The sequence below is a fragment of the Actinomadura barringtoniae genome, from assembly GCF_017573505.1.
Taxonomy (GTDB): Bacteria; Actinomycetota; Actinomycetes; order Streptosporangiales; family Streptosporangiaceae; genus Spirillospora; species Spirillospora barringtoniae.
Genome location: NZ_JAGEOJ010000001.1, coordinates 752,889 through 778,433, shown reverse-complemented (window position 1 = coordinate 778,433; position 25,545 = coordinate 752,889). Strand labels below are relative to the sequence as shown.

General features: G+C 69.5%; 22 protein-coding genes. 16 read left to right on the top strand and 6 right to left on the bottom strand.

The genetic code is table 11. The features are described 5' to 3' along the window. Window positions 1-370 precede the first annotated feature (370 nt). The 4 genes from J4573_RS03485 to J4573_RS03470 all read right to left on the bottom strand — a co-directional run bounded on the left by J4573_RS03485 (window position 371) and on the right by J4573_RS03470 (window position 4,261). Entirely contained in the window at window positions 371-1,417 is a 1,047-nt protein-coding gene (locus J4573_RS03485; protein ID WP_208253703.1) for a polysaccharide deacetylase family protein, read from the bottom strand. 151 nt (window positions 1,418-1,568) lie between these two features. Then, complete coding sequence (locus J4573_RS03480; protein WP_208253702.1) at window positions 1,569-2,378, bottom strand: GDSL-type esterase/lipase family protein; 810 nt, start codon at window positions 2,376-2,378, stop codon at window positions 1,569-1,571. 71 nt (window positions 2,379-2,449) lie between these two features. Beyond that, window positions 2,450-3,307 (bottom strand): hypothetical protein, encoded by an 858-nt coding sequence (locus J4573_RS03475; RefSeq protein WP_208253701.1) that lies wholly within the window; start codon window positions 3,305-3,307, stop codon window positions 2,450-2,452. A gap of 99 nt (window positions 3,308-3,406) precedes the next feature. Continuing rightward, a complete protein-coding gene (locus J4573_RS03470) occupies window positions 3,407-4,261 on the bottom strand; it encodes a helix-turn-helix transcriptional regulator (RefSeq protein WP_208253700.1) in 855 nt (284 codons plus the stop codon). A gap of 120 nt (window positions 4,262-4,381) precedes the next feature. On the opposite strand from J4573_RS03470, the gene J4573_RS03465 reads away from it, so the two are divergent. The 8 genes from J4573_RS03465 (at window position 4,382) to J4573_RS03430 (ending at window position 12,774) form a co-directional block, all read left to right on the top strand. Then, a complete protein-coding gene (locus J4573_RS03465; RefSeq protein ID WP_208253699.1) occupies window positions 4,382-5,158 on the top strand; it encodes a phytanoyl-CoA dioxygenase family protein in 777 nt (258 codons plus the stop codon). Between the two features lie 86 nt (window positions 5,159-5,244). Further along, on the top strand, window positions 5,245-5,679 hold the full coding sequence (locus tag J4573_RS03460; RefSeq protein ID WP_307796465.1) for a MarR family winged helix-turn-helix transcriptional regulator: 435 nt from the start codon (window positions 5,245-5,247) through the stop codon (window positions 5,677-5,679). A gap of 168 nt (window positions 5,680-5,847) precedes the next feature. Beyond that, complete coding sequence (locus J4573_RS03455; RefSeq protein WP_208253698.1) at window positions 5,848-6,522, top strand: C39 family peptidase; 675 nt, start codon at window positions 5,848-5,850, stop codon at window positions 6,520-6,522. Beyond that, the gene (locus tag J4573_RS03450; RefSeq protein WP_208253697.1) at window positions 6,519-7,940 is read left to right on the top strand and encodes a papain-like cysteine protease family protein; all 1,422 of its coding nucleotides are present in this window, start codon (window positions 6,519-6,521) and stop codon (window positions 7,938-7,940) included. The genes J4573_RS03455 and J4573_RS03450 overlap by 4 nt, the downstream gene beginning before the upstream one ends. A gap of 169 nt (window positions 7,941-8,109) precedes the next feature. Next, complete coding sequence (locus J4573_RS03445; protein WP_208253696.1) at window positions 8,110-9,057, top strand: bestrophin-like domain; 948 nt, start codon at window positions 8,110-8,112, stop codon at window positions 9,055-9,057. Between the two features lie 7 nt (window positions 9,058-9,064). Beyond that, window positions 9,065-9,667, top strand: a complete 603-nt coding sequence (locus J4573_RS03440) for an EF-hand domain-containing protein (protein ID WP_208253695.1) — start codon at window positions 9,065-9,067, stop codon at window positions 9,665-9,667. Next, window positions 9,667-10,929, top strand: coding sequence for an urea ABC transporter substrate-binding protein (urtA, locus tag J4573_RS03435; protein ID WP_208253694.1), 1,263 nt, complete (start codon window positions 9,667-9,669; stop codon window positions 10,927-10,929). Before J4573_RS03440 ends, urtA begins: the two co-directional genes overlap by 1 nt. A gap of 138 nt (window positions 10,930-11,067) precedes the next feature. Then, window positions 11,068-12,774 carry a cation:proton antiporter gene (locus J4573_RS03430; RefSeq protein ID WP_208253693.1) on the top strand — a complete coding sequence of 569 codons (1,707 nt, stop codon included), beginning with the start codon at window positions 11,068-11,070 and terminating at the stop codon, window positions 12,772-12,774. Between the two features lie 5 nt (window positions 12,775-12,779). Here the strand turns inward: J4573_RS03430 and J4573_RS03425 are convergent, their stop codons facing one another. Then, window positions 12,780-13,730 carry a pyridoxamine 5'-phosphate oxidase family protein gene (locus tag J4573_RS03425; RefSeq protein ID WP_208253692.1) on the bottom strand — a complete coding sequence of 317 codons (951 nt, stop codon included), beginning with the start codon at window positions 13,728-13,730 and terminating at the stop codon, window positions 12,780-12,782. Between the two features lie 369 nt (window positions 13,731-14,099). On the opposite strand from J4573_RS03425, the gene J4573_RS03420 reads away from it, so the two are divergent. The 6 genes from J4573_RS03420 (at window position 14,100) to J4573_RS55130 (ending at window position 21,875) form a co-directional block, all read left to right on the top strand. Further along, window positions 14,100-15,032, top strand: coding sequence for a hypothetical protein (locus J4573_RS03420; protein WP_208253691.1), 933 nt, complete (start codon window positions 14,100-14,102; stop codon window positions 15,030-15,032). Between the two features lie 64 nt (window positions 15,033-15,096). After that, complete coding sequence (locus J4573_RS03415) at window positions 15,097-15,912, top strand: M48 family metallopeptidase (RefSeq protein WP_208253690.1); 816 nt, start codon at window positions 15,097-15,099, stop codon at window positions 15,910-15,912. A gap of 9 nt (window positions 15,913-15,921) precedes the next feature. Then, complete coding sequence (locus J4573_RS03410; protein ID WP_208253689.1) at window positions 15,922-16,878, top strand: polyphosphate kinase 2 family protein; 957 nt, start codon at window positions 15,922-15,924, stop codon at window positions 16,876-16,878. Continuing rightward, window positions 16,878-19,619 (top strand): cation-translocating P-type ATPase, encoded by a 2,742-nt coding sequence (locus tag J4573_RS55135; RefSeq protein ID WP_208253688.1) that lies wholly within the window; start codon window positions 16,878-16,880, stop codon window positions 19,617-19,619. Before J4573_RS03410 ends, J4573_RS55135 begins: the two co-directional genes overlap by 1 nt. A gap of 3 nt (window positions 19,620-19,622) precedes the next feature. Continuing rightward, window positions 19,623-21,383 (top strand): SulP family inorganic anion transporter, encoded by a 1,761-nt coding sequence (locus J4573_RS03400; protein WP_208253687.1) that lies wholly within the window; start codon window positions 19,623-19,625, stop codon window positions 21,381-21,383. Between the two features lie 369 nt (window positions 21,384-21,752). Beyond that, entirely contained in the window at window positions 21,753-21,875 is a 123-nt protein-coding gene (locus J4573_RS55130) for a hypothetical protein (RefSeq protein ID WP_279575325.1), read from the top strand. A gap of 29 nt (window positions 21,876-21,904) precedes the next feature. Here the strand turns inward: J4573_RS55130 and J4573_RS03395 are convergent, their stop codons facing one another. Then, window positions 21,905-22,528 (bottom strand): hypothetical protein, encoded by a 624-nt coding sequence (locus J4573_RS03395; RefSeq protein WP_208253686.1) that lies wholly within the window; start codon window positions 22,526-22,528, stop codon window positions 21,905-21,907. Between the two features lie 375 nt (window positions 22,529-22,903). On the opposite strand from J4573_RS03395, the gene J4573_RS03390 reads away from it, so the two are divergent. After that, window positions 22,904-24,061 carry a glycoside hydrolase family 183 protein gene (locus tag J4573_RS03390; RefSeq protein ID WP_208253685.1) on the top strand — a complete coding sequence of 386 codons (1,158 nt, stop codon included), beginning with the start codon at window positions 22,904-22,906 and terminating at the stop codon, window positions 24,059-24,061. 64 nt (window positions 24,062-24,125) lie between these two features. Then, window positions 24,126-25,304: a serine hydrolase domain-containing protein gene (locus tag J4573_RS03385; protein ID WP_243772446.1), complete on the top strand. Its 1,179-nt coding sequence runs from the start codon at window positions 24,126-24,128 to the stop codon at window positions 25,302-25,304. The last annotated feature ends 241 nt before the right edge of the window (window positions 25,305-25,545 follow it).

Here is a 25,545-nt window from a genome sequence, read left to right as displayed (position 1 = left end):
TCGGGGCGCTCTTGGGGGACTTGCATGGTGTTCATTTGTCACGCTCTTTCCTGCTGGCCGAAATCAGACGCGCGGTCTGAGATCGCGGGGCGGCCTCGTGGTGACCCTACGTGGTTGTTTGATCACCATACGCACAAGCCTATGGTTACGGCCCGACAGAAAGGAAGACCCCTGACCTGCACAGATACCTATAGTTGATCATTAAAGAATCGGTCATCACCCCGTCAGCCCTTTGTGTCAAGGGGATGGAGCACGCTAGTGGCCACGCGGGTTTTTACCTTGACTTGGCCTGGTCGGGGCGAATGCAGATGCAGGTGCAGGCGCCGTAGGGCTGCTGCGTACGGCAGCGGTCGGCAGCGGTCGGCGGCGTTCAGCTCGTCTTGTAGGTGAGCGCCTTGGCACGGTAGGCCTTCGAGAGCTCTTCGACCTTGTGCGCCGGGACGGTGACCGTCGTGGGGTCGCCGTCGGAGGTGTAGCGGTCGGCGGGGTGCTGCTTGAGGTTGTCGAGCCAGCCCGTTGAGCAGAACGCCGCGCAGTCGCCCTTGGTGCCCCCGGCGCGGATGCGTGGAATGGCGAGCGGGTCGAAGCGGCGGGCGAACGGCGACGGGGACGGCGTGTAACCGGCCAGAAAGACCCCGGCGTAGTCGTAGCTGGTCTTGGCGGCCGTGCCGTGGTCGGCCCAGCGTTCCTTCTTCGGCTCGTTGCCGTACGGCAGCGCGAGCGTGGTCGGCGTCGGCGCGCCCAGCCCGGTGATCAGCGCCTGCCCGGCCGCGACCTGCTCGGTGACCTGGCCCTTGGAACGGTGGCCCAGGTCGAGGTGGTCCTTGGTGTGGTTGCCGATCTCGAAACCGTTCCGCCCGAGCCACTCCAGTGCCTTGCGCTGCTCGGCCTTGTCGTCCAGCTGGAACATGTCGCGGGTGACGAAGTAGGTGGCCACGGGACGGAAGCCGGGGTGCGCGGCGGCGACCGAACGGATGATGCCGGCCGCCGAGTCCTTGCCGGGGACGCCGTTCCGGTCGAGCTCCAGCTGCGAGGCCGAGGAGTCGTCGAAGGTCAGCACCACCGGGTGCGTCCCGGCCGGGATCGCGATCCGCCCGGACACGTACTCGGCCGCGGTGACCGGCACGTAGCCCTCGCGCGCGAGCCGTTCCAGATCGGCGCGGAACCGCGCGGGCGAACGGTCCTCCGGTACACCGGGATGGTCGACGATGCGGTGGTACATCAGTACCGGCACGTCGCCCGCCTCGTTCGCCTCCACCTTGGAGGCGGCCGCGACCTTGGCGTCCCACGCCGCCTTCGCGGCCCTGGCCTTGGCGAGGCGCGCCTCGGCGGCCTCCTTCTCGTCGTTCCCGCACGCGGCGAGCGCCGACGCCGCCACCGCCAGCGCCACCGCGCCGGCCATCACCCGAGCCTTCATGATCAGATGTGTTGCCGCGATCACCGCCAGACAAGATCAACGAACCGTGTGGCCTCGATAAAGGTCGCGTAGGCGTTGGAGTGTCGCCGCGTGGCGTGGAGCGTCGGTCGCCCGGGTGCGGCGGGCCGGTCAGGTGGGTGCGGTGGGCCGGTCAGGTCGGTGCGCGGCGCCGTCCGGCGCTCGGGGCCTTGGCCTGGTCCGGGATGGGTGCGATGTCGGGATAGGGCCTGGGGTAGGTGCGGCCGACGCCGAAGCGCTGCGCGAGGACGTCGGCGAAGGCCGCCGCGATCCGGACCTCGCCGTTCGGGTTCGGATGGGTGCCGTCCCAGGTGTGCAGGTCGGCGGCGAACTCCACGGCGGTGTCGGCCACCTCGATCGGTGAACGCGGCGTCCGCAGCTCGGCCGCCAGGGCGCGGATCTTGTTGTTGCACCACATCACACGCCGGTCGAACCGGTGGTCCTCGGCGGCGCGGCGGGTGTCGAGGATCGTGCCCAGGATGAGGCGGACCTCGGGGTTCCCGGCGCGCGCGTTGGCGATGAACTCGCGCAGGTTCGACTCGAACTCGGGCGGCTCGATGCCGAACCACACGATGTCGTTGATGCCGAGCAGGACCAGGACGAAGTCGGGGCGATGGGCCGCCACATGCTCGCCGATGGTGTCCTTGGCGGTCTTGTAGGGCTGCCCCCACTGCGCGTCGTGGTCGCGGTCGAACCCGGGGTCGGCGTAGGTGAGGTCGCCGTCGCCGACCTCCTCGGTACGGATGTTGTCGAGATGCTTCTTCGGCCCGACGAAGTCGACCTTCACCTCGCTCGCGCGCAGGTGCTTCCAGAAGCGGTACCGCCAGGTCCAGTCGCCGCTGGAGCCGTGGCTGATGGAGTCGCCGACCACCATCAACGACACGTCCCATTCGGTGGGGTTGTCGAGGTCGGTGCCCGGCTGGTGGAGTGTCCGCTCGTTCATCCCTCAAGGGTCCGGCCGCTGTTTCCGCAGCTCAATAGGCCGGTAGTCGTAGGAAAATGGACGCTATCCGGTCATACGGCGGCGCGTGCGCGCAGTGCGGCGAGGGCGTAGTCGAACGTCTGCAAGTTGGCCTGCATGCTCCGGTGGTTCGCCGTTTCCTCCTCGCCGGGAGAGCTGCCCGAGGCCGAAGCCAGCGCCAGCCGGATCGACTGCAGGGCGGCGATCGCGTCGTCGACGCGGAGCCCTTCCTCCTCGCTCGGCGCGGTGTCGCGCAGCAGGTAGAACTTCTGGCTCAGGCCGTCGGTGCTCCGCTGGATGTCGGTCCACCGGGCGTCGGCCTCGGGCCCGGGAGGCAGCAGGACGGCCGCCCTGATCGCGTCCCGCAGGGTGGCGCCCTGCGCGCAGGCGGCGGCCACCTGCGACTCCCAGTTCTCCTCGGCCTTCGAACGCTTCCGGGTGGCGTAGACAAGCCCGGCGATCAGGCCACCGGCGATGACGGCGAGCAGGATCCAGAGCCACAGCAGCGAGGAGTTGCCGTCGCTCTCGGACGGCGTCTGCGAACCGGCGCCCGCCGGCAGCGCCGGTTCGGTCGCGGTGGCCGTCTGCGTCACGGTCGCCGTCGCCCGTTCGGTCACCGACGAGGTCGCCGTGGCCGTCTCCGTGGCCGTCGGTTTGACCGTCCGCGTCACCGACGTACGGGTCGGCGCGGGCTCCTCGGACGGCTTCTGGGATGGAGACTTGGACGGGCTCGGCGAGGCGTTCTCGCGTTCCGGGGGATTGGCCGTACGGCTGGGCGCGAACTCGCCGCTCCTGCTCACCGACGGCGATTCGGCCCGCGTTCCGCCCCCTTCGCCCGAGCACCCGGCCGCAACCAGACCCGCCGTCGTGAGGGTCACGGCGGCCATCACCGAAACGAGTCTGTGCCGCATCTACCGCACCTCCGCCCGGGCACCCCGCGTGCCACGTCCCCCGCAGGGTGAACGGATACGGCCCCGCCGAGCATCACCCGACGCGAGTGAACGCGGAGCCTAGGGATCGCTCGGGCGGAACCGGGTGCGGTAGGCGGCCGGGCTGAGAGCGAAGAAGTGCCGGAAACGGCGGCTGGCGTAGTTGGGGTCGTGCCAGCCGACGAGCCGTCCGATCGTGGCCACGGGCAGGTCGGACTCGATGAGCAGCGCGGCCGCGCGTTCCGCCCGCAGCCTGCCGAGGTAGGTCATGGGCGGGACGCCGAGTTGCGCGGTGAACAGGCGCGCGAGGTAGGGGGCCGACACGTTCACGGCGGCGGCGAGGTCGTCCAGGTTCCAGGCATGCTGGATGTCGTTCTCCAGCAGTTGCGCGGCGGCCGGCACGGCGGGGTGAGCGTGATCGGCGGCGTCCGTGGGGCCGGAGGCCGCCGTGCCGCCGAGCAGGCAGAGCAGCAGCCCCACCCGCATGGCGTAGGCCGGTCCGGGCTGAAGGGATGAACGCGGTTGGCTCGCGGTTTCGGTCAGGCCGGTTTCGACGATGGGCAGTGCGGTCGGGTGCAGTCGCAGCGGGCGGTCGGATCGGCCGGCGGTGTGGAGCATCGGGCCGAGGTTCGGGTCGGCGCGCATCCAGGCCAGCTCGCGCCGGAACGCCTCGGGGCTGACGTAGAGGTTGTAGACGATCAACCGGTGGCAGTCGTGGTAGCCGTGCCAGTCGCCCGGCCGGAGCATCGTCACCGAGCCCCGGTCCAGGTGCCGTTCGCCCGCGGCCGAGACGTGCGTCGCGGTGCCGCCCGTGACGACGGCGAGCTCGATGAAGTCGTGGCTGTGGGCGGAGGTGTCGCTGCGCAGCTCGAAGCGTTCGGCGGCGATGGGCGGCCCGCCGTCCGGGAAGACCTCCGCCAGCCGCACACGATGCATCGAGGCCGCCTCTCCCGGTCAAGATTGTGCTAGTGCTGTCGGTCTCTCGTGCTAGCCGTGCGAGCCCCGAAATGGCGACAGTTATCGAGACGCCACCCCCGGAAGACAAGGAAGACAGGCATGACCGTCGCCGCCGCACAACCACGTACCACGCCGGACGACCTCACCGACGAAACCGTGTCAGCGTACCGCCGTGATGGTTTCGTCCACCTGCCCGGAGTCATCTCCCGCACTGACGCCGCCCGCTACGCCGCAGCGGCGTCGGCAGCCCGCGAGACCATCGGCGACCACCACGACGGGGCGATCTTCACCCAGCTCCTCCAGCTGTGGCGGCACGACGAGACGCTGCGCGAGCTCACCCTGAACCCCGACCTGGCGGCCATCGCGACCCGGCTGGCCGGCGTTCCGCTGCGCCTCTGGCACGACCAGCTGCTGATCAAGGAGCCGCGCAACGGGGCCGCGACCGAGTTCCACCAGGATCAGCCGTACTGGCCGCACACCGGCTCGCGGCACGCGCTCTCGGCCTGGGTGGCGCTGGTGGACGTGCCGGTCGACCGCGGCTGCATGACGTTCATCCCCGGCTCCCAGCGCCTGAACGGCCTGCGCGCCCAAGACCTCTCCGACCACGGTGACATGTTCGCCGTCGCGCCCGAACTCCAGTGGGAGCAGCGCGTCACCGTGCCGCTGCGCGCGGGCGACTGCACGATCCACAACTCTCACCTCGCGCACTGCGCCACGCCCAATTTCACCGACGACCCGCGCATCGCCCACGTCGTCATCTACGTCGACGCGGACCTGAGACTGGCCGCCGAACCCGCGCACCCTGTAACCGATCCGCTGGGCCTGACCACCGGAGAAACCCTTCCGGACGACCATTTCCCGCGCTTCACCGCCTAGTCACCCGCCCGCGCGCAGGGGGAGCACCGTTCGGACCTCAAAACGTTCATAGTGTGAATGACTAAGTGGAAGCTATCGTTGGGGTTGTGAACGATGTCAAGCTTCCTGAGACCCTCGCGTTCCGGCTGGGGACCGTTGGCGCGGTGGTCGCGGACCGGTTCGCCGAACGGATCGCGGCCCATGACCTCAAGCCCAAGCACGCCGGGCTGCTGACGGCGCTCAGCGCGGGGGAGGTCGCCTCGCAGCAGGACCTGGCCGCGCGGCTGGGCGTGGCACCGAGCCTGGTGGTGGCGCTGGCCGATCACCTGGAGGGCTTGGGTGCCATCGAGCGCGTACGGGATCCGCGCGACAGGAGGCGGCAGGTCCTCACGCTGACGGGGCACGGGAGGGAACTGCTGCAGGCGTGCGGGGAGGCGGCTCGTTCGCTGGACGAGGAGATCACCGCCGGGTTGAGCGCCGCCCAGCGGAAGGCGCTGCAGGCGGCGCTCGGCGTGCTCGCGGCGGAGGCGGGCCGCAGATGAGTAGAAGGCCGTCCGGCCGGGTGGTCCGGCAGGTCGGCCGCCGGGCGGGTGCGGGTCAAGTGATCATTTCCCGGGGTCAGGAATGATCAAGAGGCGTGTGGCCGGCTGACAGCGGTGCTTCCCGATCAAGATCATGCGGGCTGGTCGAAGAGAGGGGAGCACCTTTCCGTGAATCGACAGTTCCGGAAGCTGGGGGTCGCGGCGGTCATCGCCGCGACGGCGTTCTCGTTCCAAGCGGCGGGCGCGCGGGCACGGGCGTTGAGCGCTCCGTCGCCGCCGCCCGCGACGGTGGACAGCGCTGAGCCGTACGGGAGCAACACCTGGGTGGACGCGCCGAAGGAAGACGCGGCGCAGTCCAAGCTGCTGAGGATTGATCTGCAGAACCAGCGGCACGTGGCGGGGAGCTGGGCCGCCACGGGGGCGACGATCGCCACGTTCGATGGCAGGAAGGTGGATCCGAACGTCTTCTGCGCGAAGGCGTTCAGCGAGGCCAAGTGCGATGTGCCGAAGAGTCAGGCGGCGAAGCTTGATCGGATGCAGGCGGGGTTCAGGCAGCTGGGGATCGCGCCGGGGAGGCTGGTGGACGGGCCGATCTCGTTCGACGAGATCAAGGCCGAGATCGACGTCGGGCGTCCCGTGGCGGTGCGGGTCAACTGGACCGTGGGCGGCGGGCACATGCTGCCCGTGTACGGCTACGACGCCAAGAAGAAGTGGGTCTACTGGGGCGACCCGTGGCCGACGGCCGACAACTACCAGTGGGCGAGCTTCGACTACCTGGTCGCGAATGACCTGTGGGTCATGACGGGCGCCATCACGCACATCGGCGAGAGGGCGGCCACATGAAGTACTCGGTGGTCGTTCTTGCGGCGCTCGCCGGTCCCGTCGCGGTAGGTGCTGTGGCGGCGGGGCAGGGAGCCGCGCAGGCCGGACCCGTCGCCTGGTCGGGGGCGCCGACTCGCGCCGACCTCGGGGCGGCGCGCAAGGCGGTGTCGCGGCCCGAGGTCGGCAACACGTTGCGGAGCTTCTTCCTGCACGGCCCGCAGCGGCGGGCGATGAGGGCGGGGGAGGTGCGGCCTCGGCTGTACGGGGAGTTGCGCGCCGTCTATCTGCTGACGCCGAGGTTCGTGACCGACCCGCAGGCGCCGGTGGCCTCGTTCGACCACCTCGCGGTCGAGGCGGGTGCGGCGGACGGGCAGCGGGCGGTCGTGACGATCGCCAAGAGGCCGGGCGGCTGGCAGGTCGTTCAGATCAGCAGTGGTGGTGCGGAGGCGGCCTCGCTGGCGCAGTCGCGGCCCGGGCGGGTGGTGTTCAAGGAACCGCAGATCAACGCGTGGTACGCGCTCGGGGCGGGGAACGTCATGCCGCTCAACGAGGAGGCGCGGCGCGGGGTCGGGCCGGGGAGCGTGACCACGGATCTCTACCAGCGGCTGGTGCGGGCGCGGTACGGCCGGATGCAGCCGGGCAGCGCGTACGACCGTGATCGGCTGGCGGGTGGGATTCCGCTCGGGCCGGAACGAGGATCGCCAACTCCACCTCCGGGGCCGGGACAGCAGACCGACACCGAGCCTTGGGGGCAGAAGGAGTTCCCGGGGGCGGTCTCCGACACGGCCACGACCGTTCCGATCCAGCAGCGCGTTCAGGAGCAGGACCAGTGGTGCTGGGACGCGACCGGCAGCACCATCGCCGCCTTCCTCGGGAAGGACGTCTCCGAGCGGGCGTTCTGCAAGCTGGCGCTCGGCAAGAAGCCGGGTGACGACTGTCCGAACGAGCCGCAGAACTCCTGGAGGGCGATGACGGCCTGGCATCTGCTCGGGCTGAAGAACGGGGTGGTCTTCGGCCGTCCCTTGAGCTTTGAGGACCTCAAGGCGGAGGTGGACGCTCACCGGCCCGTCTACAACCGCATTTCCTGGAAGGGAGGCGGCGGGCACTTCTTCACCATCTTCGGTTACGACCAGAGCCGGAACTGGGCCTTCTGGGCGGACCCGTGGGGTTCGGCGCCTCGCTATAACTGGGCGAGCTACGACTACCTGCGCGACAACAACGAGTTCGAGCTGTCGGACGGCGTCTCGAAGATCGGTGCCGAGTGGTCGGCCATTCCTCCGGTCGTCGGCAGGCAGCCGCTCTCGGACAGCGAGTTGCGGGCCTACGTTCAGGCGGATCCGAAGAGCCAGAGCGCTCCGGCGATCGCGGGCCAGACCACGTGGAAGAAGAAGCTCTGCGAGAAGACGTGGGCGGAGTCGCTCCCGGTCTGTAAGGCATGACACCCGGCAAGTCCTGACTCCTGGCTCGGGGCCCTCGGATGCCGGGGGCCCTGAGCCGAGGGGCCGGTACGGAAGTACCAGGGTCGGACATCGGGTCTCGGGAATCCTCAAGGCAACGGACCCACAAGCCCCCGCACCCGCCTCCCGACACCCCTGGAGGAACCGCCCTATGCCTTCGCTCGCCGACCCGGAACTGAAGAGGCGAGAGTACGAGCGCGTATTAGGGCCGCGGGACAAGAAGCAGCTGCTGGCCGCGGGCATCACCCCCAAGACGGTGCGAACGGCCGTCCATGTGCTGGCCCTGGTCGGCCTGGCGGTGGGCCTGTGGTGGCTCAAGAAGGTCACGTTCTCCACCAAGCTGCAGGGCGTGCTGATGGTCACGGCCGCCGTCCTGCTGGGCGACATCGGGCTGAAGCTCACGCGGCGGCTGGTGCCGTTCGGGATGCTGCGGCGGCACTCGGCCGCCCAGACGGCGATCTTCGCGGTCGTCGGCACGGTGTACGGGCTGATCGCGGCGTTCGCCATCGTGGCGGTGTGGCAGGACTACACCGACGCCAACACCGTCGTCGCCCAGGAAGCCAACGCCCTGGGCGCGCTGGAGCACATGTCGCGCGGCTTCGACGTGGTCACCAAACGGCAGGTGCAGGAGGCTGCGCGGACGTACGCCTACGAGATCATCAACGACGAATGGCCCGCCATGGCGCGTGGCAAGGACAGCGAGCGGGTGCAGGGCGCGCTCACCGAGCTGTGGCAGGTCTATACGGACATGGCCGGCAAGCACCGGCAGGCCGACCAGTCTCTGTATGAGCGATCGATCTATCAGCTGACCGAGATGGACACCAATCGGCGGGCGCGGCTGGCGGCCAGCCAGGACCGGATCCCGACGATTCTGTGGCTGATGCTCTACAGCGGCGCGCTCAGCACGCTGGTGCTGGCCTATCTCTTCGAGTCGCCGAACGACTGGTTCCAGCGCCTGGTCGTCGCCTTGCTCGCCGCGACCACGATGTTCGCCGTATTTCTCTGCGCGGCCTTGGAGGGGCCCTTTGACGGGGACATATCGGTGTCGTCCAAACCCTTCCAGTACGTCATCGACCATATGCAGAACCTGGAGCGGTAGCCGAGCCATGAGACGTACGCGATCGGACGGGCCCCTGACCGAGCAGGCGACGGTGTCATTGGCGGTCAACGAGTTCCTGCACAAGAAGATGGACCGCGTCTTCGACCTCTTCGACGCCGACGGCAACGGGGTGCTGGAGGAGGACGACTATGTGGCGCTGGCGCAACGGCTTCTGGACGCCTACAACGTGGCCCCCTGGTCGAGACGCGGCAAGCCGATCGTGGCGGCCTACGGATTGCTGTGGGAACGGCTGGCCAGCGACCTGGACGAGAGCGGCGAGGGCACGATCAGCCGCGAGGAGTTCCACAGCTCGTTCCAAAAGCATCTGCTGGAGGAGAACGGCTTCTACGAGGTGCACGTACCGCTGATCGAGGCGATGGTGCACCTGGTCGACCCGGACGAGAAGGGCGCGTTGAGCCGCGGCGACTTCTGCGGCCTGATGCGCAATTTCGATGTCCGTGAGAGCGACTCGACGGCGGTGTTCGACGAGCTCGACATGGACGACGACGACCGGCTGACCGTCCGCGAACTGGTCCGGGCGTTCCGGGTCTTCTACACCGACCAGGACGGCCGGCTGCCGGGCAACCGCCTGTACGGGTGGATCTACTGATGATCCGCCACCTCATACGGGCCGCGGTCGCCGCGGCGGTCGTCGTCTCGTGCTGCGCCGCCGACGACTCGCCCGAGACGTCGGGTGAGATCAGGGTCGGGATCCTGCATTCGCTGACCGGCACGATGGCGCTCAGCGAGAAGTCCGCGGTCGACGCCGAACTCATGGCCATCGAGGAGATCAACGCCAAGGGAGGACTGCTCGGGAAACGGCTGAGACCGGTCATCGCCGACGGCAGGTCGGACTGGCCCACGTTCGCCGGACAGGCCGAACGCCTGATCACCCGGGAGAAGGTCAGCGTCATCTTCGGTTGCTGGACCTCCGCCAGCCGCAAAAGCGTCGTGCCTGTAGTGGAGAGGCACGACCACCTCCTCTTCTATCCGCTGCAGTACGAAGGCCTGGAACGTTCACCGAACGTCGTCTACACAGGGGCGACCCCAAACCAGCAGATCATTCCGGCGGTCCGCTGGTTCCTGGAGAACAGGGGCAAGCGGGTCTTCCTGGTCGGCTCGGACTACGTCTTCCCGCGCGCGGCGAACGCCATCATCAAGGACCAGGTCCGGCTCCTGGGCGGAAAGGTGGTCGGCGAGGGCTACATCCCCCTCGGCAGCAAGAACGTCAAGGGCGTCGTACGCCGCATCATCAAGGCCAAGCCGAAGGTCATCCTCAACACCATCAACGGCGACAGCAACATCCCGTTCTTCGTCGCCCTGCAAAAGGCCCACGTCGATCCCAGAAAGACGCCGACCGTCTCGTTCAGCATCGCCGAAGAGGAACTACGCTCCCTCGACGTCTCCGCGATGGCAGGCAACTACGCGGTCTGGAACTACTTCCAGAGCATCGGCACCTCCCAGAACCGGGACTTCGTCGCACGCTTCAAGCGCCGCTTCGGGGCACAGCGCGTGACCGACGACCCCATCGAGGCCGCCTACACCGCGGTCAACCTGTGGGCCAGGGCCGTGAAGAGCGCGGGCAGCGCCGACGTCCGCAAGGTCCGCGCCGCCGTACGCCGGCAGGAGTTCGACGCGCCCGAGGGGAGGGTGTGGGTCGACCAGCTCAACCAGCACCTGTGGAAGCTGTCGCGCATCGGCAAGATCCAGCCGGACGGCCAGTTCCGCATCGAGTGGGTCTCCGACACCCTCATCCACCCCGTCCCGTACCCGCCGACCCGCCGCATCGAGGACTGGCAGGACCTGCTCACGGGCCTGCACACCGGCTGGCACGGCAACTGGGCCCGCCCGGCCGCGACCCCGGCCCGCTAGGCCCGACCCCGGCCCGCTAGGCCCGACCCCGGCCCGCTAGGCACGGCCCCGGCCCGCTGGGCACGACGCCCTAGGGAGCGCCAACGCCCGCGTGGCGACGTTCCGTAGCTTGATCGTCACCCCGAGAATGTGACGGCTATGGAACTGACACTCATCGGCGTGGTGGGCATCGTCGCGATCGTGCTGGTCGCGGCGCTGTCGGAGCGGATCGGGGTGGCCGCGCCGCTCGCGCTGGTCGTGGTCGGGATCGGGCTGAGCTTCACGCCGGGCCTGCCCGAGATCGACGTGGAGCCCGAGTGGATCCTCACCGGCGTGCTGCCGCCGTTGCTGTACGCGGCGGCGGTGAGCATGCCCGCCATCGACTTCCGCCGCAACTTCAGGGCCATCGGCGGGCTGGCCGTGGTCCTGGTCGTGGTCACCACGCTCTGCTCGGGCGTGATGTTCAACGCGCTGATGTCCGGCCTCGGGCTGGCCGCCGCGTTCGCGCTCGGCGCGGTCATCAGCCCGACGGACGCGGTCGCCGCCACCTCGGTCGGCAAGCGCCTCGGCCTGCCGTCGCGGCTGGTGACGATCCTGGAGGGCGAGGGGCTGGTGAACGACGCGTCCTCGCTGGTGCTGCTCGGCTCGGCGGTCACCGCGATCACCGGGACCGTTCACCTGTGGGAGGTCGGCCGGGACTTCGTCTACGCGGTCGTGATGGCCATCGCGATCGGCCTGGTGGTGGGATACGTCAGCATCCGCGCCCGGGCGCTGCTGAAGGACCCCGTGCTCAACACGGCCATGTCGTTCGTCGTCCCGTTCGTGGCGTTCGTTCCGGCCGAGGAGTTCGGCGCGTCCGGCGTGCTGGCGGCCGTCGTCGCCGGGCTGGTGACGGGCCATGAGGGCCCTCGCTACCTGCGTGCGCACGAACGGCTGGCCGAGGAGGTCAACTGGCGGACGGTCGCGTTCCTCCTGGAGAGCGGGCTGTTCCTGCTCATGGGCTTGCAGGTGAAGACCCTGATCGACGACGCGGGCTCCGGCACCGCGCGCGCGGTCTGGATCGGCCTCCTGGCCTCGCTCCTGGTGGTCGTGCTGCGCGTCGCGTTCGTGGCGCCGATGGTCGCGATGATGCGCCGCGACACCGGCCGCGCCGCCGAGTTGAAGCCGAGGCTGGAGAAGCTGCAGGACCGGCTCGACGCCTGGGGGCCGGAGGACGAGCGCTACTCCGAGCGGCGCAAGGTGCAGGCCACCAAGCGGATCACCCGCAAGCAGGCCGACATCGGCTTCTACCTCAACGAGAGCTTCGGCTGGCGCGGCGGCGTGATCCTGGCCTGGGCGGGCATGCGCGGCGCGATCACCGTTGCCGCCGCCCAGTCGCTGCCCGGCGACACCCCCTACCGCTCCGAACTGCTGCTCATCGCGTTCGTCGTCGCCGTGACCACCCTGCTCGTCCAGGGACTGACGCTGCCGAGGGTCATCCGTACCGTGAAGATCCCCGGCGACGACATCGAGGCCGACCGCGCCGAGTACGCCGACCTGCTGGTCGACCTGGGCGGCAAGATCGACGCCCTGCTGGACGACCCCGAGGTGACGGAGGGCTATTCCCCCAAGGTCGTCGAGAAGGTCCGCGAGGACACCGTCTTCCGCGGCATCCCGACCGGCGATGACGACGAGGATTCCCCGCTGCCCGACGTGGATCCCCGCAAGCAGTACCTGGAGCTGATGGTGACGATCCTGGCCGCCGAACGCGTCGAACTGCTGGCCGCCCGTTCCGAAGGCGCCTACAGCTCGCGCACCCTCACCCGCGCTCAGCATTCACTGGACGAGGCGGAGAGCCGCATCCAGCAGTTCCCCGGCCTGGACTAGCGCCCTCAGCCGGCAGGCAGGTAACCGGCCCGCCGCCCCTGCCGATAACCGCGCCAGGTGCCGAAACCGGCCGCCAGCCGGTAGGCGGAACGCGACCAGGGGATGTGGTAGCCCGCCTTGGTGTGCGGCGCGTAGACCAGGCGGTCGTCCTCGTACTCCATCCAGCCGGTGTACTTGCGCAGGTTCTGCCCGTACGTATAGCGGGCGAACGAGTGGGCCAGCATGCCCGCACGCCGCCCACCCGGCGGCACCCACCCCGACGGAGCCGCGAGCTCGAGACCAGCCGCCCCGACCCCCACCCCGTTCACGGGAAGGATGACCGGATAGCCGTCATCGCCGACCCACGACAACAAGCGGTTCTCCACGACCCCCGCATGCCGCAACGCGCGCCCCGCGTCCACACGCGGCCCAGTCCCCTTCTTCGGCGCCGCCTGCTCCACCGGTATCCCCGGCAGGGACCCGCCCAGCACCTCGTACTCCGCAGCGCACGCCAGGTCGGGCCACACCACCATCCGCTCCACGGCGATCTCGATCCCGACCCGCCAGTGGTAGACGCGCAGGTACCGCTCCCAGAGCGGCCCCACGTCGCGCGGCCCCGCGAACCGTTCCCAGCTGTCGCGATGCCGCTCCAGCCACTCCCGGTCGTCGAACTCCGACACCGAGGCACGCCCCTGGACCAGCACGTACTCGGGCCGGTCGCTGTAGGAGTGCGTGCGCGTGTGGTACGCGATGGCGATCCGCGGGCTCTCCCGGATGCGCTGCAGCTTCCGCCACATCGCGACCGAGCTGTTGAGCGGCGTCAGGTTCCCGCCCGCACGGTCGCGGAGCCCGAAGTTGGTCATGGGGGTGAGCACCACCCCCCGTGCGGGGGTGACGTACCCGAAGGCGACGACCTGGTCGCCGCCGATGATGTCGTCGATCTCGTCGGGCCAGTGAACGGGGGCAGTGCCGGTCATGCGAGCCTCCCAGTGTCATACAGACGTACGTGTATATATTAACGCGCCGTCCAATAGTCCGTGCCCGGAACCGGCCGCCTGTGAGCAGTGCCACCCGTCCGGCGCCGGTCGTACCGTGACCGCATGGAGCCGCCGCCCCCTCCGGGGAAGAAGGACCCTGACAAACCGGCCGCGCCCAGCCGGGTAGCGCCGAAGGTGCCACCGAAGGCGCCAGGCAGACCGCCGCCGGCGAAACCGCCCGACGGTCCGACGCCGTCGCAGCCACCATCCCTGACGCCGTCCTCGCCGCAGCCGGCGCCGAAGCCACAGCCCGTACCGCAGACGGCACCCAAGTCGACGCCGCAGACCGCATCGGAGCCGGTCGGCTCGGTGAGCCGCTCGCGGCAGACCATCGAACGCCTGGGAGTCGTCGTCTTCGAGCCGTTGAAGGTCCTGCCGGATCAGGGCGCGCCGAAGATGTGGCCGGTGGAGTCTCTGGACCTGATGGCGCTCGTGTTCGGGAAGCTCGGCCCCGACCAGGCCGCGCTCAAGGGGATCGTGATCAAGCGCGTCTCGGAGTTGGAGGAGAAGAAGCAGCCGACGCCGAAGCCGAAACCGGGCCAGACCTGGCATACGGCGGCCTTCTTCGAGACCAGCATTAACGTCACCACGATCACGGTCGCCGACCTGGCCAAAGAATGGGACGTCGCTCATGAGTGCGGTCACGCCGTCGCGACCTACGGTGCCCGGGCCGCCTATGCCAGGCTCACCGCGAAGTTCGAGGAGGCCACGAAGGCGGCGGAGCTCCAGCGGGAGGCCCACGCCGCGTACAAGGCGGCCAACGAGAAGCACATCCAGGCGGCCGAGGCGGCGAAGGCGCTCCAGGAAGAGATAGAGAAGGCCGACAAGGCCGGGAGCCCCACCGGGCCCCTGGGGGAACGCCTCAAGAAAGCACTAAGTGAGATGACGGCCTGCGGCGAGCAGGCAACGGCCCGCAAGACCGTGTTCGACCAGCGGGAGGCCGTGCACAAAGCCGCCAAGGCAGCCCACATCCAGGCGACCGCTGACCACAAACGTGTCGCGGGCACCACGATGACGGCGCGGGTCGCCAACTTCTTCGCCTTCGTGCTCAAAGAGAAGACCGGGACCGGTCTCTCCGACTACGCCACTCAGACCTGGCCGGACAAGCCCGAGGAGTTCTACTGCGAGGCGTACGCCGCCTGGATCACCGACCCGGAACGCCTCCGGAAGTTCTCCGTGGCGCTCTACGCCTGGTTCAGAGACGGCAACTACCGCAACGACACCCAGCCCACGCCGTCCTAGCAGGGCGGGCCCTCACCCGTATGAGGTGAGGGCCGGGTCATACGGCGCGGGCCAGACTCGCAGGATGTCGCAGGACAAGACGCGCAGAACGTTGCGCACGCGCGGCGAGATGCCGTTCTTCGTGTTCATGGTGGTCCTCAACGTGCTGATCGTCGTGGGGATCATCCGGGCGGCCACGGTGCTGACCTGGCTGCCGGACAAGGTGACCGACACGGCGTGGGCGGACGCGATCCGCTGGGCGCTGATCGCCCTCCTGCTGCTGGTGCCCGCCCTGATCGTCATCCGCGAGACGCAGCGGGCGTCGACGCGGGGGACGGCGGTGGAGCTGTCGCCGAGCCAGTTCCCCGAGATCTACGAGACCGCCGAGGACTTCGCGTCCGAGCTGGGCCTGCGGCGGCGGCCGGACATCTTCCTGGCGAACGGCAACGGGGCGCTGAACGCGTTCGCGGCGCAGGCGACCGGCCACGACTACGTGGTGCTGTCGAACGAGCTGTTCGCCAACCTCTACCACGGCAACCGGGAGGGGCTGCGGTTCATCCTCGGCCACGAGATGGGCCACATCAGGCTGAGCCACGTGGCGCTGTGGTACCAGATCGCGGTCGCCTACTCCCAGCCCATCCCGATCCTCGGCCAGCTGCTGTCGCGGCTGCGCGAGTACTCCGCCGACCGCAACGGGGCGTACGTGGCGCCGGACGGGGCGGCGGGGCTGGTCGTGCTGGCGTCCGGCCGGCACACCGAGACCGACGTCAACGTCAAGGAGCTGGTCGAGCAGGGCCGCAGGCTCCGCGGCTTCTGGGTGTGGCTGGCGCAGCTGCCGCGGTCGCACCCCTACACGGTGCGGCGGCTGGAGAGGCTCACGGCACACGGACTGCTCAAGTAGGGGACTCCCATGGTGACGAGGGAACAGCAGGCCAAGCGGATCGCGAAGTTCATCAAGCCGCTGCGGGTCAAGCCCGGCTCCAAGGTGGATCTGGCCCGGGACTTCGATCCCGCGTTCAAGGCCGGCGTCCAGAAGAAGAAGGACGGCGTCGAGCTGCTCCAGACCGGCATCGAGTTGCTCGCCGACTACCAGCGGCGGCTGGCCGCGCAGGACACCTACGGGGTGCTGATGTGCCTGCAGGCGCTGGACGCGGGCGGCAAGGACGGGACGATCCGGCACGTGATGAGCGGGGTCAACCCGCAGGGCGTGCACGTGGCCGGCTTCAAGGTGCCCTCGGCCGAGGAGCTCGACCACGACTACCTGTGGCGGTACGCGCGCGAGCTGCCCCGGCGCGGCGACATCGGGATCTTCAACCGGTCGCACTACGAGGAGGTCCTGGTGACGCGGGTGCACCCGGAGATCCTCGACCGGCAGAAGCTCCCGCCGGAGGCCCGGCGCAAGGGCATGTGGCGGCGCCGCTACCACGAGATCAACGAGTGGGAACGGCATCTCAGCGACAACGGGTTCAAGGTCGTGAAGCTCTTCCTGAACCTGTCGAAGGAGGAGCAGCGGGCCCGGTTCCTGCGGCGCATCGACGTTCCCGAGCGCAACTGGAAGTTCTCTGCGGCCGACGCGCGCGAACGCGAGCACTGGGACGACTACCAGCGGGCGTTCTCGCGGATGCTGTCGGCGACCAGTACCGAGTGGGCGCCCTGGTACGTGATCCCGGCCGACCGCAAGTGGTTCGCGCGGATCTGCGCGGCGGCCGTGCTCGCCCACACGCTCATCGAGATCGATCCGCAGTACCCCGAGGTGGGCGAGCAGCAGCTCCACGACCTCGAGGTGGTGCGCAAGGAACTGATCGAGCAGGCGCCGAAGGGGGTCCCGGCCGACCCGTACGCCGCGAACGGGAAGCGGGGCAAGTGATGACGACGCAGACCCGGGAGGCGACCGCCTGGTACACGCGTTCGCCCGAGGAGGTCGCCGGCGAGCTGCAGGTGACGCCGGCCGCCGGGCTGACCGGTGCCAAGGCCGCCGAGCTGCTGGCGGCGAACGGGCCGAACGCGCTGCCGGAGGAGCAGCCCGAGCCGGGCTGGCGCAAGTTCCTCGCCCAGTACCGCAGCTACATGCAGATCATCCTGATCGCCGCGGCCGTGGTGTCGCTGCTCATCAAGGAGTGGAGCACCGCGATCCTGCTGGTGGCCCTGACCATCCTGAACGCGGTGATCGGGATGCGCCAGGAGGGCAAGGCCGAGAGCGCCATGAACGCCCTCAAGTCGATGATGAAGGCGACCGCGCGGGTGCGGCGGGACGGCAAGGAGTCGGAGATCTCGGCCGAGGAGGTCGTGGTCGGGGACGTCGTGCTGATCTCGGCGGGGGACCAGGTGCCCGCCGACGGCCGGATCGTCAGCGCGAGCGCGCTGCAGATCGACGAGTCGGCGCTGACCGGCGAGAGCACGCCCGCCGCCAAGGACGCGGTGACGCTGACGGGCGCGACCAACCTCGGGCCCGGCGACCAGACCAACATGGCGTTCATGAACACGCCGGTCACGCACGGCAGCGGCCTGATGATCGTGACCGGCACCGGGCAGGACACCGAGCTCGGCAAGATCTCCGGGATGCTGGAGGCGACCGCCAAGGAGGAGTCGCCCCTCACCAGGGAGCTGGACCGGCTGACGCTCTGGATCGCGGCCGCGGCGGGCCTGACGATGATCGTGATGTTCGTGCTCGGCCGGGCGCGCGGCGACGCGTGGGACACGCTGTTCATCAGCGCGGTCTCGCTGGCGATCGCGGCGATCCCCGAGGCGCTGCCGACCGTCACCCAGACGATCCTGTCGCTCGGCGGCGTCGACCTCGCCAAGCGCAACGCCATCGTCAAGGACCTGCCGTCGGTGGAGACGCTGGGGTTCACCTCGGCGATCAACTCCGACAAGACCGGCACGCTGACGATGAACCAGATGACGGCGGTCGAGGTCGTCGACCCGGGCGACCGGTACACGATCTCCGGCATCGGGTACGGGCTGGACGGCAACGTTCACCATCCGGTCGGCGGCTCGCCGAGCATCGAGGACGCGATCCTGCCGTACCTGGTCGCCAGCGACGCCAAGCTGGTGAACGGCAAGGTCGTCGGCGACCCGACCGAGGGCGCGCTGCTGGTCCTCGCGCACAAGGCGGGCCTGGACATCGACGCGACGCACGAACGGCTGCCGCGCCTGGCGACGCTGCCGTTCGACCCGACCTACAAGCTGATGGCCACGTTCAACCGGACCACCGACGCGTCCGGCACGCCGGTCGTGCGGTGCTTCGTCAAGGGTGCGGCGCCCGCCGTGGTCTCGCACGCCGCGACCGCGCTGTCCGGCGGCGCGAGCATCCCGTGGGACAAGGCGCTCGCCGAACGGGCGGACGCGCACATCGAACGCATGGAGGGCGAGGGCTACCGCGTGATGGCCGCCGCCACGCGTGACATCGACCCCGCCACGTTCGACGCCGACGGCGACCTGCTCGGTTATGTGACCGAGCTGCAGATGACGAGCCTGGTCGGCATGGTCGACCCGCCGCGCGACGAGTCCCGCGCCGCGGTCGAGGCCGCGCAGGCCGCGCACATCAGGGTCCGGATGGTCACCGGCGACGACGTCATCACCGGCGCCGCGATCGCCGAGCAGGTCGGCATCGAGGGCGAGGCGATCCTCGGCGCCGACTTCGCCGCCCTGCCCGAGGAGGAACGGCTCGCCCGCATCGACGACATCGGCGTCGTCGGCCGGGTCGCGCCCGAGCACAAGGTGCTGCTCGCCGACACCCTGAAGAAGAAGGGCGACGTGGTGGCGATGACCGGCGACGGCGTGAACGACGCGCCCGCCATCAAGGCCGCCGACATCGGCATCGCGATGGGGTCGGGCACCGAGGTCGCCAAGAACGCCGGGCACATGATCCTCTCGGACGACAACTTCGCGACGATCGTGTTCGCGGTCGAGCAGGGTCGCAAGATCTACGACAACCTCACCAAGTACATCCGCTTCGTGCTGGTGCTGCTGGTGGTGTTCGTGCTGACCTTCCTCGGCGCGACGCTGTTCAACATCGCCGAGGGCGAACCGTTCAACCCGGCACAGGTGCTGTGGATCCACTTCTTCGTGAACGCGGCGTTCGGCTTCGCGCTCGGCTTCGACAAGGAGAGCCCGGGGCTCATGGGGCGGCGGCCCCGGCCGCGCGGCGAACCTGTCCTGACCAGGGGCGTGATGGTGACGGTTGGGCTGTCGGGGCTCGCCATCACGATCGGGCTGCTGTCCATGATCAAGATTGGCGAGAGCCTCTACGACAGCACGAAGATCGGCAACTCCATCGCGTTCACCTCGTTCGCGCTCTGCCTGATCGTCGCCGCGGTGCAGTGCCGCAGCGAGACCGCGACCGCGCTCACGACCGACACCTTCGACAGCAAGCAGATGAACTGGGCGATCCTCGGGGAGTTCGTGCTCGCGGTCGCGGTCACCCAGATGGACGTCTTCAACCGGCTGCTGTCCACGACGAAGATCGACGCCGAGCAGTTCGGATGGGCGCTCGTTCCGGCGATCGCGCTGTTCGCGCTGTGGGAGATCGGCAAGTACGTGGTCCGCAGGCGCTCGGCCGAGGCGAAGGCTCCGGCCCGTACGCCCGCTCTCGCCACCGGGACATGACCGATGACGGCGGTCGCCCGCGCCGGTGAGCTGCTACGGGAGGTGCCCGGGGTCCGTGCCGTCGCCGAGTACCGGCGGCAGTGGCTGGTCAAGGATGTGGTCGCGGGCGTCGTCCTGACGACGCTGCTGGTGCCGCAGGGCATGGCGTACGCGGAACTGGCCAAGCTGCCGCCGATCACCGGCCTCTACACGACGATCCTGTGCCTGCTCGGCTATGCGGTCTGCGGGCCGTCGCGGATCCTGGTGCTCGGCCCGGACTCCTCGCTCGGCCCGATGATCGCGGCGTCGATCGTGCCGCTGGCGGCGAGCGGCGGCGACAGCAAGCGCGCGGTCGCGCTGGCCTCGACGCTGGCGATCATGGTGGCGGCCATCATGATCCTGGCGTCGGTGGCCCGGCTCGGCTTCATCGCCGACCTCATCTCCAAGCCCACGATGATCGGCTACCTGAACGGCCTGGCGCTCACGATCATCATCGGGCAGCTGCCCAAGCTGTTCGGGTTCAAGGTCGACGCCGACGGGCTGCTCGCCGAGGCGCGCGAGTTCGCGAAGGGGCTGGCGAACGGCAAGGCGGTCGGCGCCGCGGCCGCGGTCGGCATCGCCGGGATCGTGCTCGTGCTGGTGCTGCAGCGCTGGCTGCCGAAGGTGCCCGCCGTGCTGGTCATGGTGGTGCTGGCGATCGGCGCGAGCGTCGCGTTCGACCTGAAGGCACACGGCGTCAGCACGGTCGGCGAGCTGCCCGAGGGCTTCCCGCCGCTGACGATCCCCGACATCAAGATGGGCGACCTCGGGCTGCTGTTCGCGGGCGCGCTCGGCATCGCCGTGGTGTCGCTCGCGGACACGATCTCGACCTCGACCGCGTTCGCCGCCCGCACCGGCCAGGAGGTCGAAGGCAACAAGGAGATGTTCGGGATCGGCGCGGCCAACCTCGCCGCCGGGCTCTTCCAGGGCTTCCCGGTCAGCACGAGCGGGTCGCGGACGGCGGTCGCCGAACGCTCGGGCTCGCGCAGCCAGCTCACCGGCGTCGTCGGCGCCGTGCTCATCATCCTCATGCTGGTGCTGGTCCCGGGTCTGTTCCGTGACCTGCCGCAGCCCGCGCTCGCCGCCGTGGTCATCACCGCCGCGCTGTCGCTGGCCGACGTGCCCGGCGCGATCCGGCTGTGGCGGCAGCGGCGGACCGAGTTCCTGCTGTCGATCGCGGCGTTCCTCGGCGTCGCGCTGCTCGGCGTGCTGCCCGGCATCGCGATCGCGATCGGGCTGTCGATCCTGAACGTCTTCCGGCGCGCCTGGTGGCCGTACGAGACCGAGCTGGGCCGGGTGCCGGGGTTGGAGGGCTATCACTCGATCCGCTCGTATCCGGACGCCGAACGCCGGCCCGGCCTGGTCATCTACCGGTTCGACGCGCCGCTGTTCTTCGCCAACGCCAAGAACTTCCGCGAGGAGGTCGAGCGGTTCGCGCGGGCCGACCCGCCGCCGGTCTGGATCGTGATCGCGGCCGAGCCGGTGACCGACGTGGACACGACGGCCTCCGACGAGCTGGAGGACCTCGACGAGTGGCTGAACGCGCGCGGCATCCGGCTGATCTTCGCCGAGATGAAGGACCCCGTCCGGGAGAAGATCGAGCGGTATGGGCTCACCCGGACCATCGACCCGCGCAGCTTCTACCCGACTGTGGAATCGGCGGTCGCCGCGTACGACGCGCTGCCCGCCACGACCGAGGCTGAGACCGAGGCCGAGGCCGAGACAGACCATCCCAGCAGCCGCTGACAAGGACGCCGCCCGGTGTCACACTGCCGGTGAGAATCCGCGGCGAGAGGCGGGCGCTGCGGTGGCGGCGGCCCGGCACGACCACCGAGTGCGGCGTCCCCGAGACCGATCCGCAGTTCCCGGCGGTGAGCCGTACGGGCGCGACCGTCCGCATGCCGAAGGACCGCCATTCGGCCACGGCCCAGAACGCGGACGTGACCATCGAGGGCGTCGACCCCGCGACCGGCAGGACGCGCTGGACCTGGAGACCGGACCCCATACCGTTACAGGGACCCCGCCGACGGGCTGGTGCGCCGAACGGAGCGGGTTCGGCGGCCAGCGCGGCGTCAGCTCGACCGTGCGGTTCCTCAGGTTCGAGAAGTACTGGCCGTGCACGATCGACCGCACTGGCCGCCGGCCGGGCCGCAGACCATGCCGTCGTTCGCGGGCGTACGGCCGGGCGGCGTCTACGCGTGGGTGAGCACCGACGGGTTGCACGCCGTCAAGGCATAGCGCCGGGGCACGGCCGCACGGCATGCCCCTTAGAGCATGGCGTCGAGGATCTCCGAGGCCTTCTCGGTCAGCTCGCCGCCGGGCCTGCGTTCGTGGCCCTCGGTGAGGAAGCCCTTCTCGCGGGCGAGGCGGACCCAGTTCGCCGAGACCCGCCAGCTGGCGCCGCACAGGTCGGCGAGGCGCTTCACCGGGTTCGGGTAGCGCTGGTCGACGTGCCAGGCGTACAGCGCGGCCACCAGGGCGTAGAACTCCTCGGACCGGCCGCGGCGTCCCGGCGTCGGGTCGGTGCGGATGGTGTCGGCGATGAGCTCGGCGACGCCGTCGATCCGGACGGCCTCCTTGCGGAGGTTCTGCGCCGTCCTGCGGACCTCGCGGAGCTCCTCGGTGAGGTGCGCCAGCGGGATCGCGCGCAGCACGTTGCCGGTGATCCCGCGGGCGATCTCCGCGGGGTCGGCGCCGGGCCCGGCCTTGATCGACAGCTCGACCGGCCCCTCGCTGTCCAGCGAGGGCCAGCGAAGGTTGACCTGCCACGCGCCGATGCGCGTCGACCGGCGGATCTCCTGGCTCGTCGTCGCGGCGTTCCGGACGCTCGGCTCAGCCGCCCGTCCGGCGGGCTGCGCCTCATCGGTCCGCGAGCGCGGATCTCTGTTCACGGCATTCATTCGTACCTGCGTGCGGGGTGGGTTTGTTGGCATTTCCGGTAAGCCGTAGATGATCACTTCGTCTGAGATTGACGTTTCAGGGCAAGTGACGGGTTACCCCACGGTCATGTGATCCAGGCCACATGACCACGGGATGCTCCATCGATGAACAGTGTCGTCCATAAGCGTCTCCAAAGCGTCGTCGCCGCAGATCGGAAGGGTTACGTGACGTGGGCGCCGGGACTGTGTGAGGTGGGCTCGGAGAGCACGTGGGGAACGCGCGGGGCGGGGCAACGGCGTGTCATCGAGATTTCATTGCCCCGGCCTAGCCTTCCGGTGCTTCGTTCCGAAAAAGCATTCCCGGGCTCCACCAGGAGGGGAATTCCCTTGCCCAGTTCATTCGAGCGCCCACAAGGCGCGTCTCGCAGGTCAGTCCTGAAGGCCGGTCTCGGCGCCGCCGCCGCGATCGGCGGGCTGGCCGCCACCGGGGGAGCCGTCAAGGCGATGTCCGGGGGCTCCGGCAAGTCCGCAGGCCTGTCGGGTGCGGTCGACCCGCCCGTCTTCAAGGTCGCCGACCTGACCGGCCCCGGGCTCTCCGACCGGTTCGGGATGCACTCCACCGACCTCGGCATCCCGGTCGACGCGGGCGACCGCGGCAAGCTCTTCGTGTTCGGCGACACCTTCAGCGGGCCCCGGGTGGGCGAGGGCGACTGGCGTTCGCCGACCGGGCTCTACTCCAAGACGACCGACCTGAACAGCGGCATGAAATGGGACTCCGCCGTCGGCGGCGACTACGGGCGGCAGTTCTGGGGCTACGACCATCACCCGGAGCAGGGCAACACCGTCCTGCCGACCGACGTGATCCGCATCGGCGACAGCCTGTTCCTGTTCGTCACCTGCGTCCAGCCGTTCCCGAACGTGCTGTTCAGTGAGATCTGGCGGTCCGACAACAACGGCGAGAGCTGGGACCTGGTCACGCCGGGCATCCGCGCCGACCACCTCGGCGGCCGGTTCCAGATGGTGACGTGGGGCCTGGGCAGCAACAACACCGTCTACGTCTACTCGACCGGGTTCCGCGGCCCGGGCAACGCGCGCGGCATCCTCCTGCAGCGGGTCGCCGCCGACCGCATCCACGACCTCGGCGCCTACGAGGGCTGGGGCTGGGACGGCAACCAGTGGCGCTGGGGCGTGGAGCCCTCGCCGATCCTGGACGGCAAGTTCGGCGAGATGTGCCTGCGGCCGATCGACGGGCAGTGGATCCTGACGTTCCTCAACGAGGACAACCCGCTGATCGAGTCCATCGTGATGCCGACGCCCGACGCCGACCTCGTGCACACCAACCGGCGGCACATCCTCATCGCCAACACAGCGTGGGGCACCGAGGGCGGCAACCGCGTCGCCCAGCCGTACGGCGGCTTCATCATCCCCGGCTCGACGCTGCGCGAGCTCCATTTCTGCGTCAGCCAGTGGAAGACCGACGGCGACGACAGGGGCTGGCCGTACCGGGTCATGCAGTTCAAGGCGCTCGGGCTGGACGCGATCTGAGATGAGGAACGGCATGACGAAGCGAGGCGTGGCTGTGCGGGGTGTGAATATGCGAGGCGTGACCATGCGAGGCAAGGCGATGCGGGCCGGTGCGACGGTCGCCGCGATGGTCACGGCGTTCGGCCTGGCCCACGCGTCCCCGGCACTGGCGAGCCCGTCCGCGACCCCCGGTGCGCGGGCGGCGGCTCCTGCGGCGCCCGACGGCGGCTACCAGGAGCAGATCGACGCCTACCGGAACGCGTCAGGGTCGATCGGCGCGATGGCGACCGTGCGGCATGGCGACGAGGTCGTCGGGTTCGGCAGCGGCAGTGCGCAGCTGGCCCCGCCGGTCGCGCTGGGCGCCGACACCCATTTCCGGATGGGCAGCCAGACCAAGATGTTCACCGCGTCGATCGTTCTGCAGCTCGCCGACGAGGGCAAGGTCGACCTGGACGCGCCGATCGAGCGCTACCTGCCGGGCGTCGTGCACGGCAAGGACCTGGACCCGAACGCCATCACCGTGCGGCAGCTCCTGCAGCACCGTTCGGGCATCAAGGACAACCTCGGGTTCGTCAACGGCGACTACTTCCAGACCGCCAAGCTGCTGCTGAACCCGGTCTGGCAGATCGTTCCGCCGACCGAGCAGCAGATGGTCGACGAGGGCACCGAGTACGGCAAGCAGTTCGACCCGGGCACGCAGGGCGTCTACTCCAACACCAACTTCACGATCCTGGGCATGCTGGCCGAGAAGCTGACCGGGTCGGACATGAGCACGCTCATCAAGACCCGGATCATCGACAGGGTCGGGATGCCGGCGACGTTCTTCCCCAAGCCCGGGCAGAAGGACCTCCCCGAGCCGTACGCGCGCGGCTACCTGTCGGTGAAGGGCGCGCCGTTCGCCGACGTGAGCAACTTCGAGCCCGCGGTGTGGGGTTCGGCGGCGGCGCTGGTGTCCACCGGCCGTGACATGACCAAGTTCATCAACGCGCTGGTCGGCGGCCAGGTCGTGTCGCAGGCGCGGCTCGCCGAGATGCAGCACACCCTCCCGGTCACCGCCGGTGTGGGCGACTACGGGCTCGGGCTGGTGAAGTTCAAGACCGCGTGCGGCATCGCCTGGGGCCACACGGGCTCGGTGGCGGGCTACTCGACCGAGACGGTCGGCGACGGTGAGCGCTCCCTGTCGGTCGGGATCAACAACACCCCGGTCATCGCCGACCAGACCGACGCGATGCAGAAGATGGTCGACAAGGCCCTCTGCGGTTAGGGCCGGCGTCTGACCTCGATCAGACCACTCCTCCTCTCCCCGGGCAGTGCCGGGCGGGCCTCCATGCCCGCCCGGCACTGCCTTTCCCGCGTCCGAACGGCTTGACGATCATGGCTCGTAGCTGGGCGTTCACCAGAAGTGATCCGAAGCACTCCCGGACTAACAGACATCACTGTATTTTTGATGCCCAGGGCCGCTACTGTCGTTCGCCGACGGGCGTTGACAGGACCTGACTGGGAGC

Bases quoted from the DNA above. Each gene is read 5' to 3' on its own strand.
- J4573_RS03485 (WP_208253703.1), bottom strand. From the start codon at position 1,417: ATGAAGGCTCGGGTGATGGCCGGCGCGGTGGCGCTGGCGGTGGCGGCG.
- J4573_RS03480 (WP_208253702.1), bottom strand. From the start codon at position 2,378: ATGAACGAGCGGACACTCCACCAGCCGGGCACCGACCTCGACAACCCC.
- J4573_RS03475 (WP_208253701.1), bottom strand. From the start codon at position 3,307: ATGCGGCACAGACTCGTTTCGGTGATGGCCGCCGTGACCCTCACGACG.
- J4573_RS03470 (WP_208253700.1), bottom strand. From the start codon at position 4,261: ATGCATCGTGTGCGGCTGGCGGAGGTCTTCCCGGACGGCGGGCCGCCC.
- J4573_RS03465 (WP_208253699.1), top strand. From the start codon at position 4,382: ATGACCGTCGCCGCCGCACAACCACGTACCACGCCGGACGACCTCACC.
- J4573_RS03450 (WP_208253697.1), top strand. From the start codon at position 6,519: ATGAAGTACTCGGTGGTCGTTCTTGCGGCGCTCGCCGGTCCCGTCGCG.
- J4573_RS03445 (WP_208253696.1), top strand. From the start codon at position 8,110: ATGCCTTCGCTCGCCGACCCGGAACTGAAGAGGCGAGAGTACGAGCGC.
- J4573_RS03440 (WP_208253695.1), top strand. From the start codon at position 9,065: ATGAGACGTACGCGATCGGACGGGCCCCTGACCGAGCAGGCGACGGTG.
- urtA (WP_208253694.1), top strand. From the start codon at position 9,667: ATGATCCGCCACCTCATACGGGCCGCGGTCGCCGCGGCGGTCGTCGTC.
- J4573_RS03430 (WP_208253693.1), top strand. From the start codon at position 11,068: ATGGAACTGACACTCATCGGCGTGGTGGGCATCGTCGCGATCGTGCTG.
- J4573_RS03425 (WP_208253692.1), bottom strand. From the start codon at position 13,730: ATGACCGGCACTGCCCCCGTTCACTGGCCCGACGAGATCGACGACATC.
- J4573_RS03415 (WP_208253690.1), top strand. From the start codon at position 15,097: ATGTCGCAGGACAAGACGCGCAGAACGTTGCGCACGCGCGGCGAGATG.
- J4573_RS03410 (WP_208253689.1), top strand. From the start codon at position 15,922: ATGGTGACGAGGGAACAGCAGGCCAAGCGGATCGCGAAGTTCATCAAG.
- J4573_RS55135 (WP_208253688.1), top strand. From the start codon at position 16,878: ATGACGACGCAGACCCGGGAGGCGACCGCCTGGTACACGCGTTCGCCC.
- J4573_RS03400 (WP_208253687.1), top strand. From the start codon at position 19,623: ATGACGGCGGTCGCCCGCGCCGGTGAGCTGCTACGGGAGGTGCCCGGG.
- J4573_RS03385 (WP_243772446.1), top strand. From the start codon at position 24,126: ATGCGAGGCAAGGCGATGCGGGCCGGTGCGACGGTCGCCGCGATGGTC.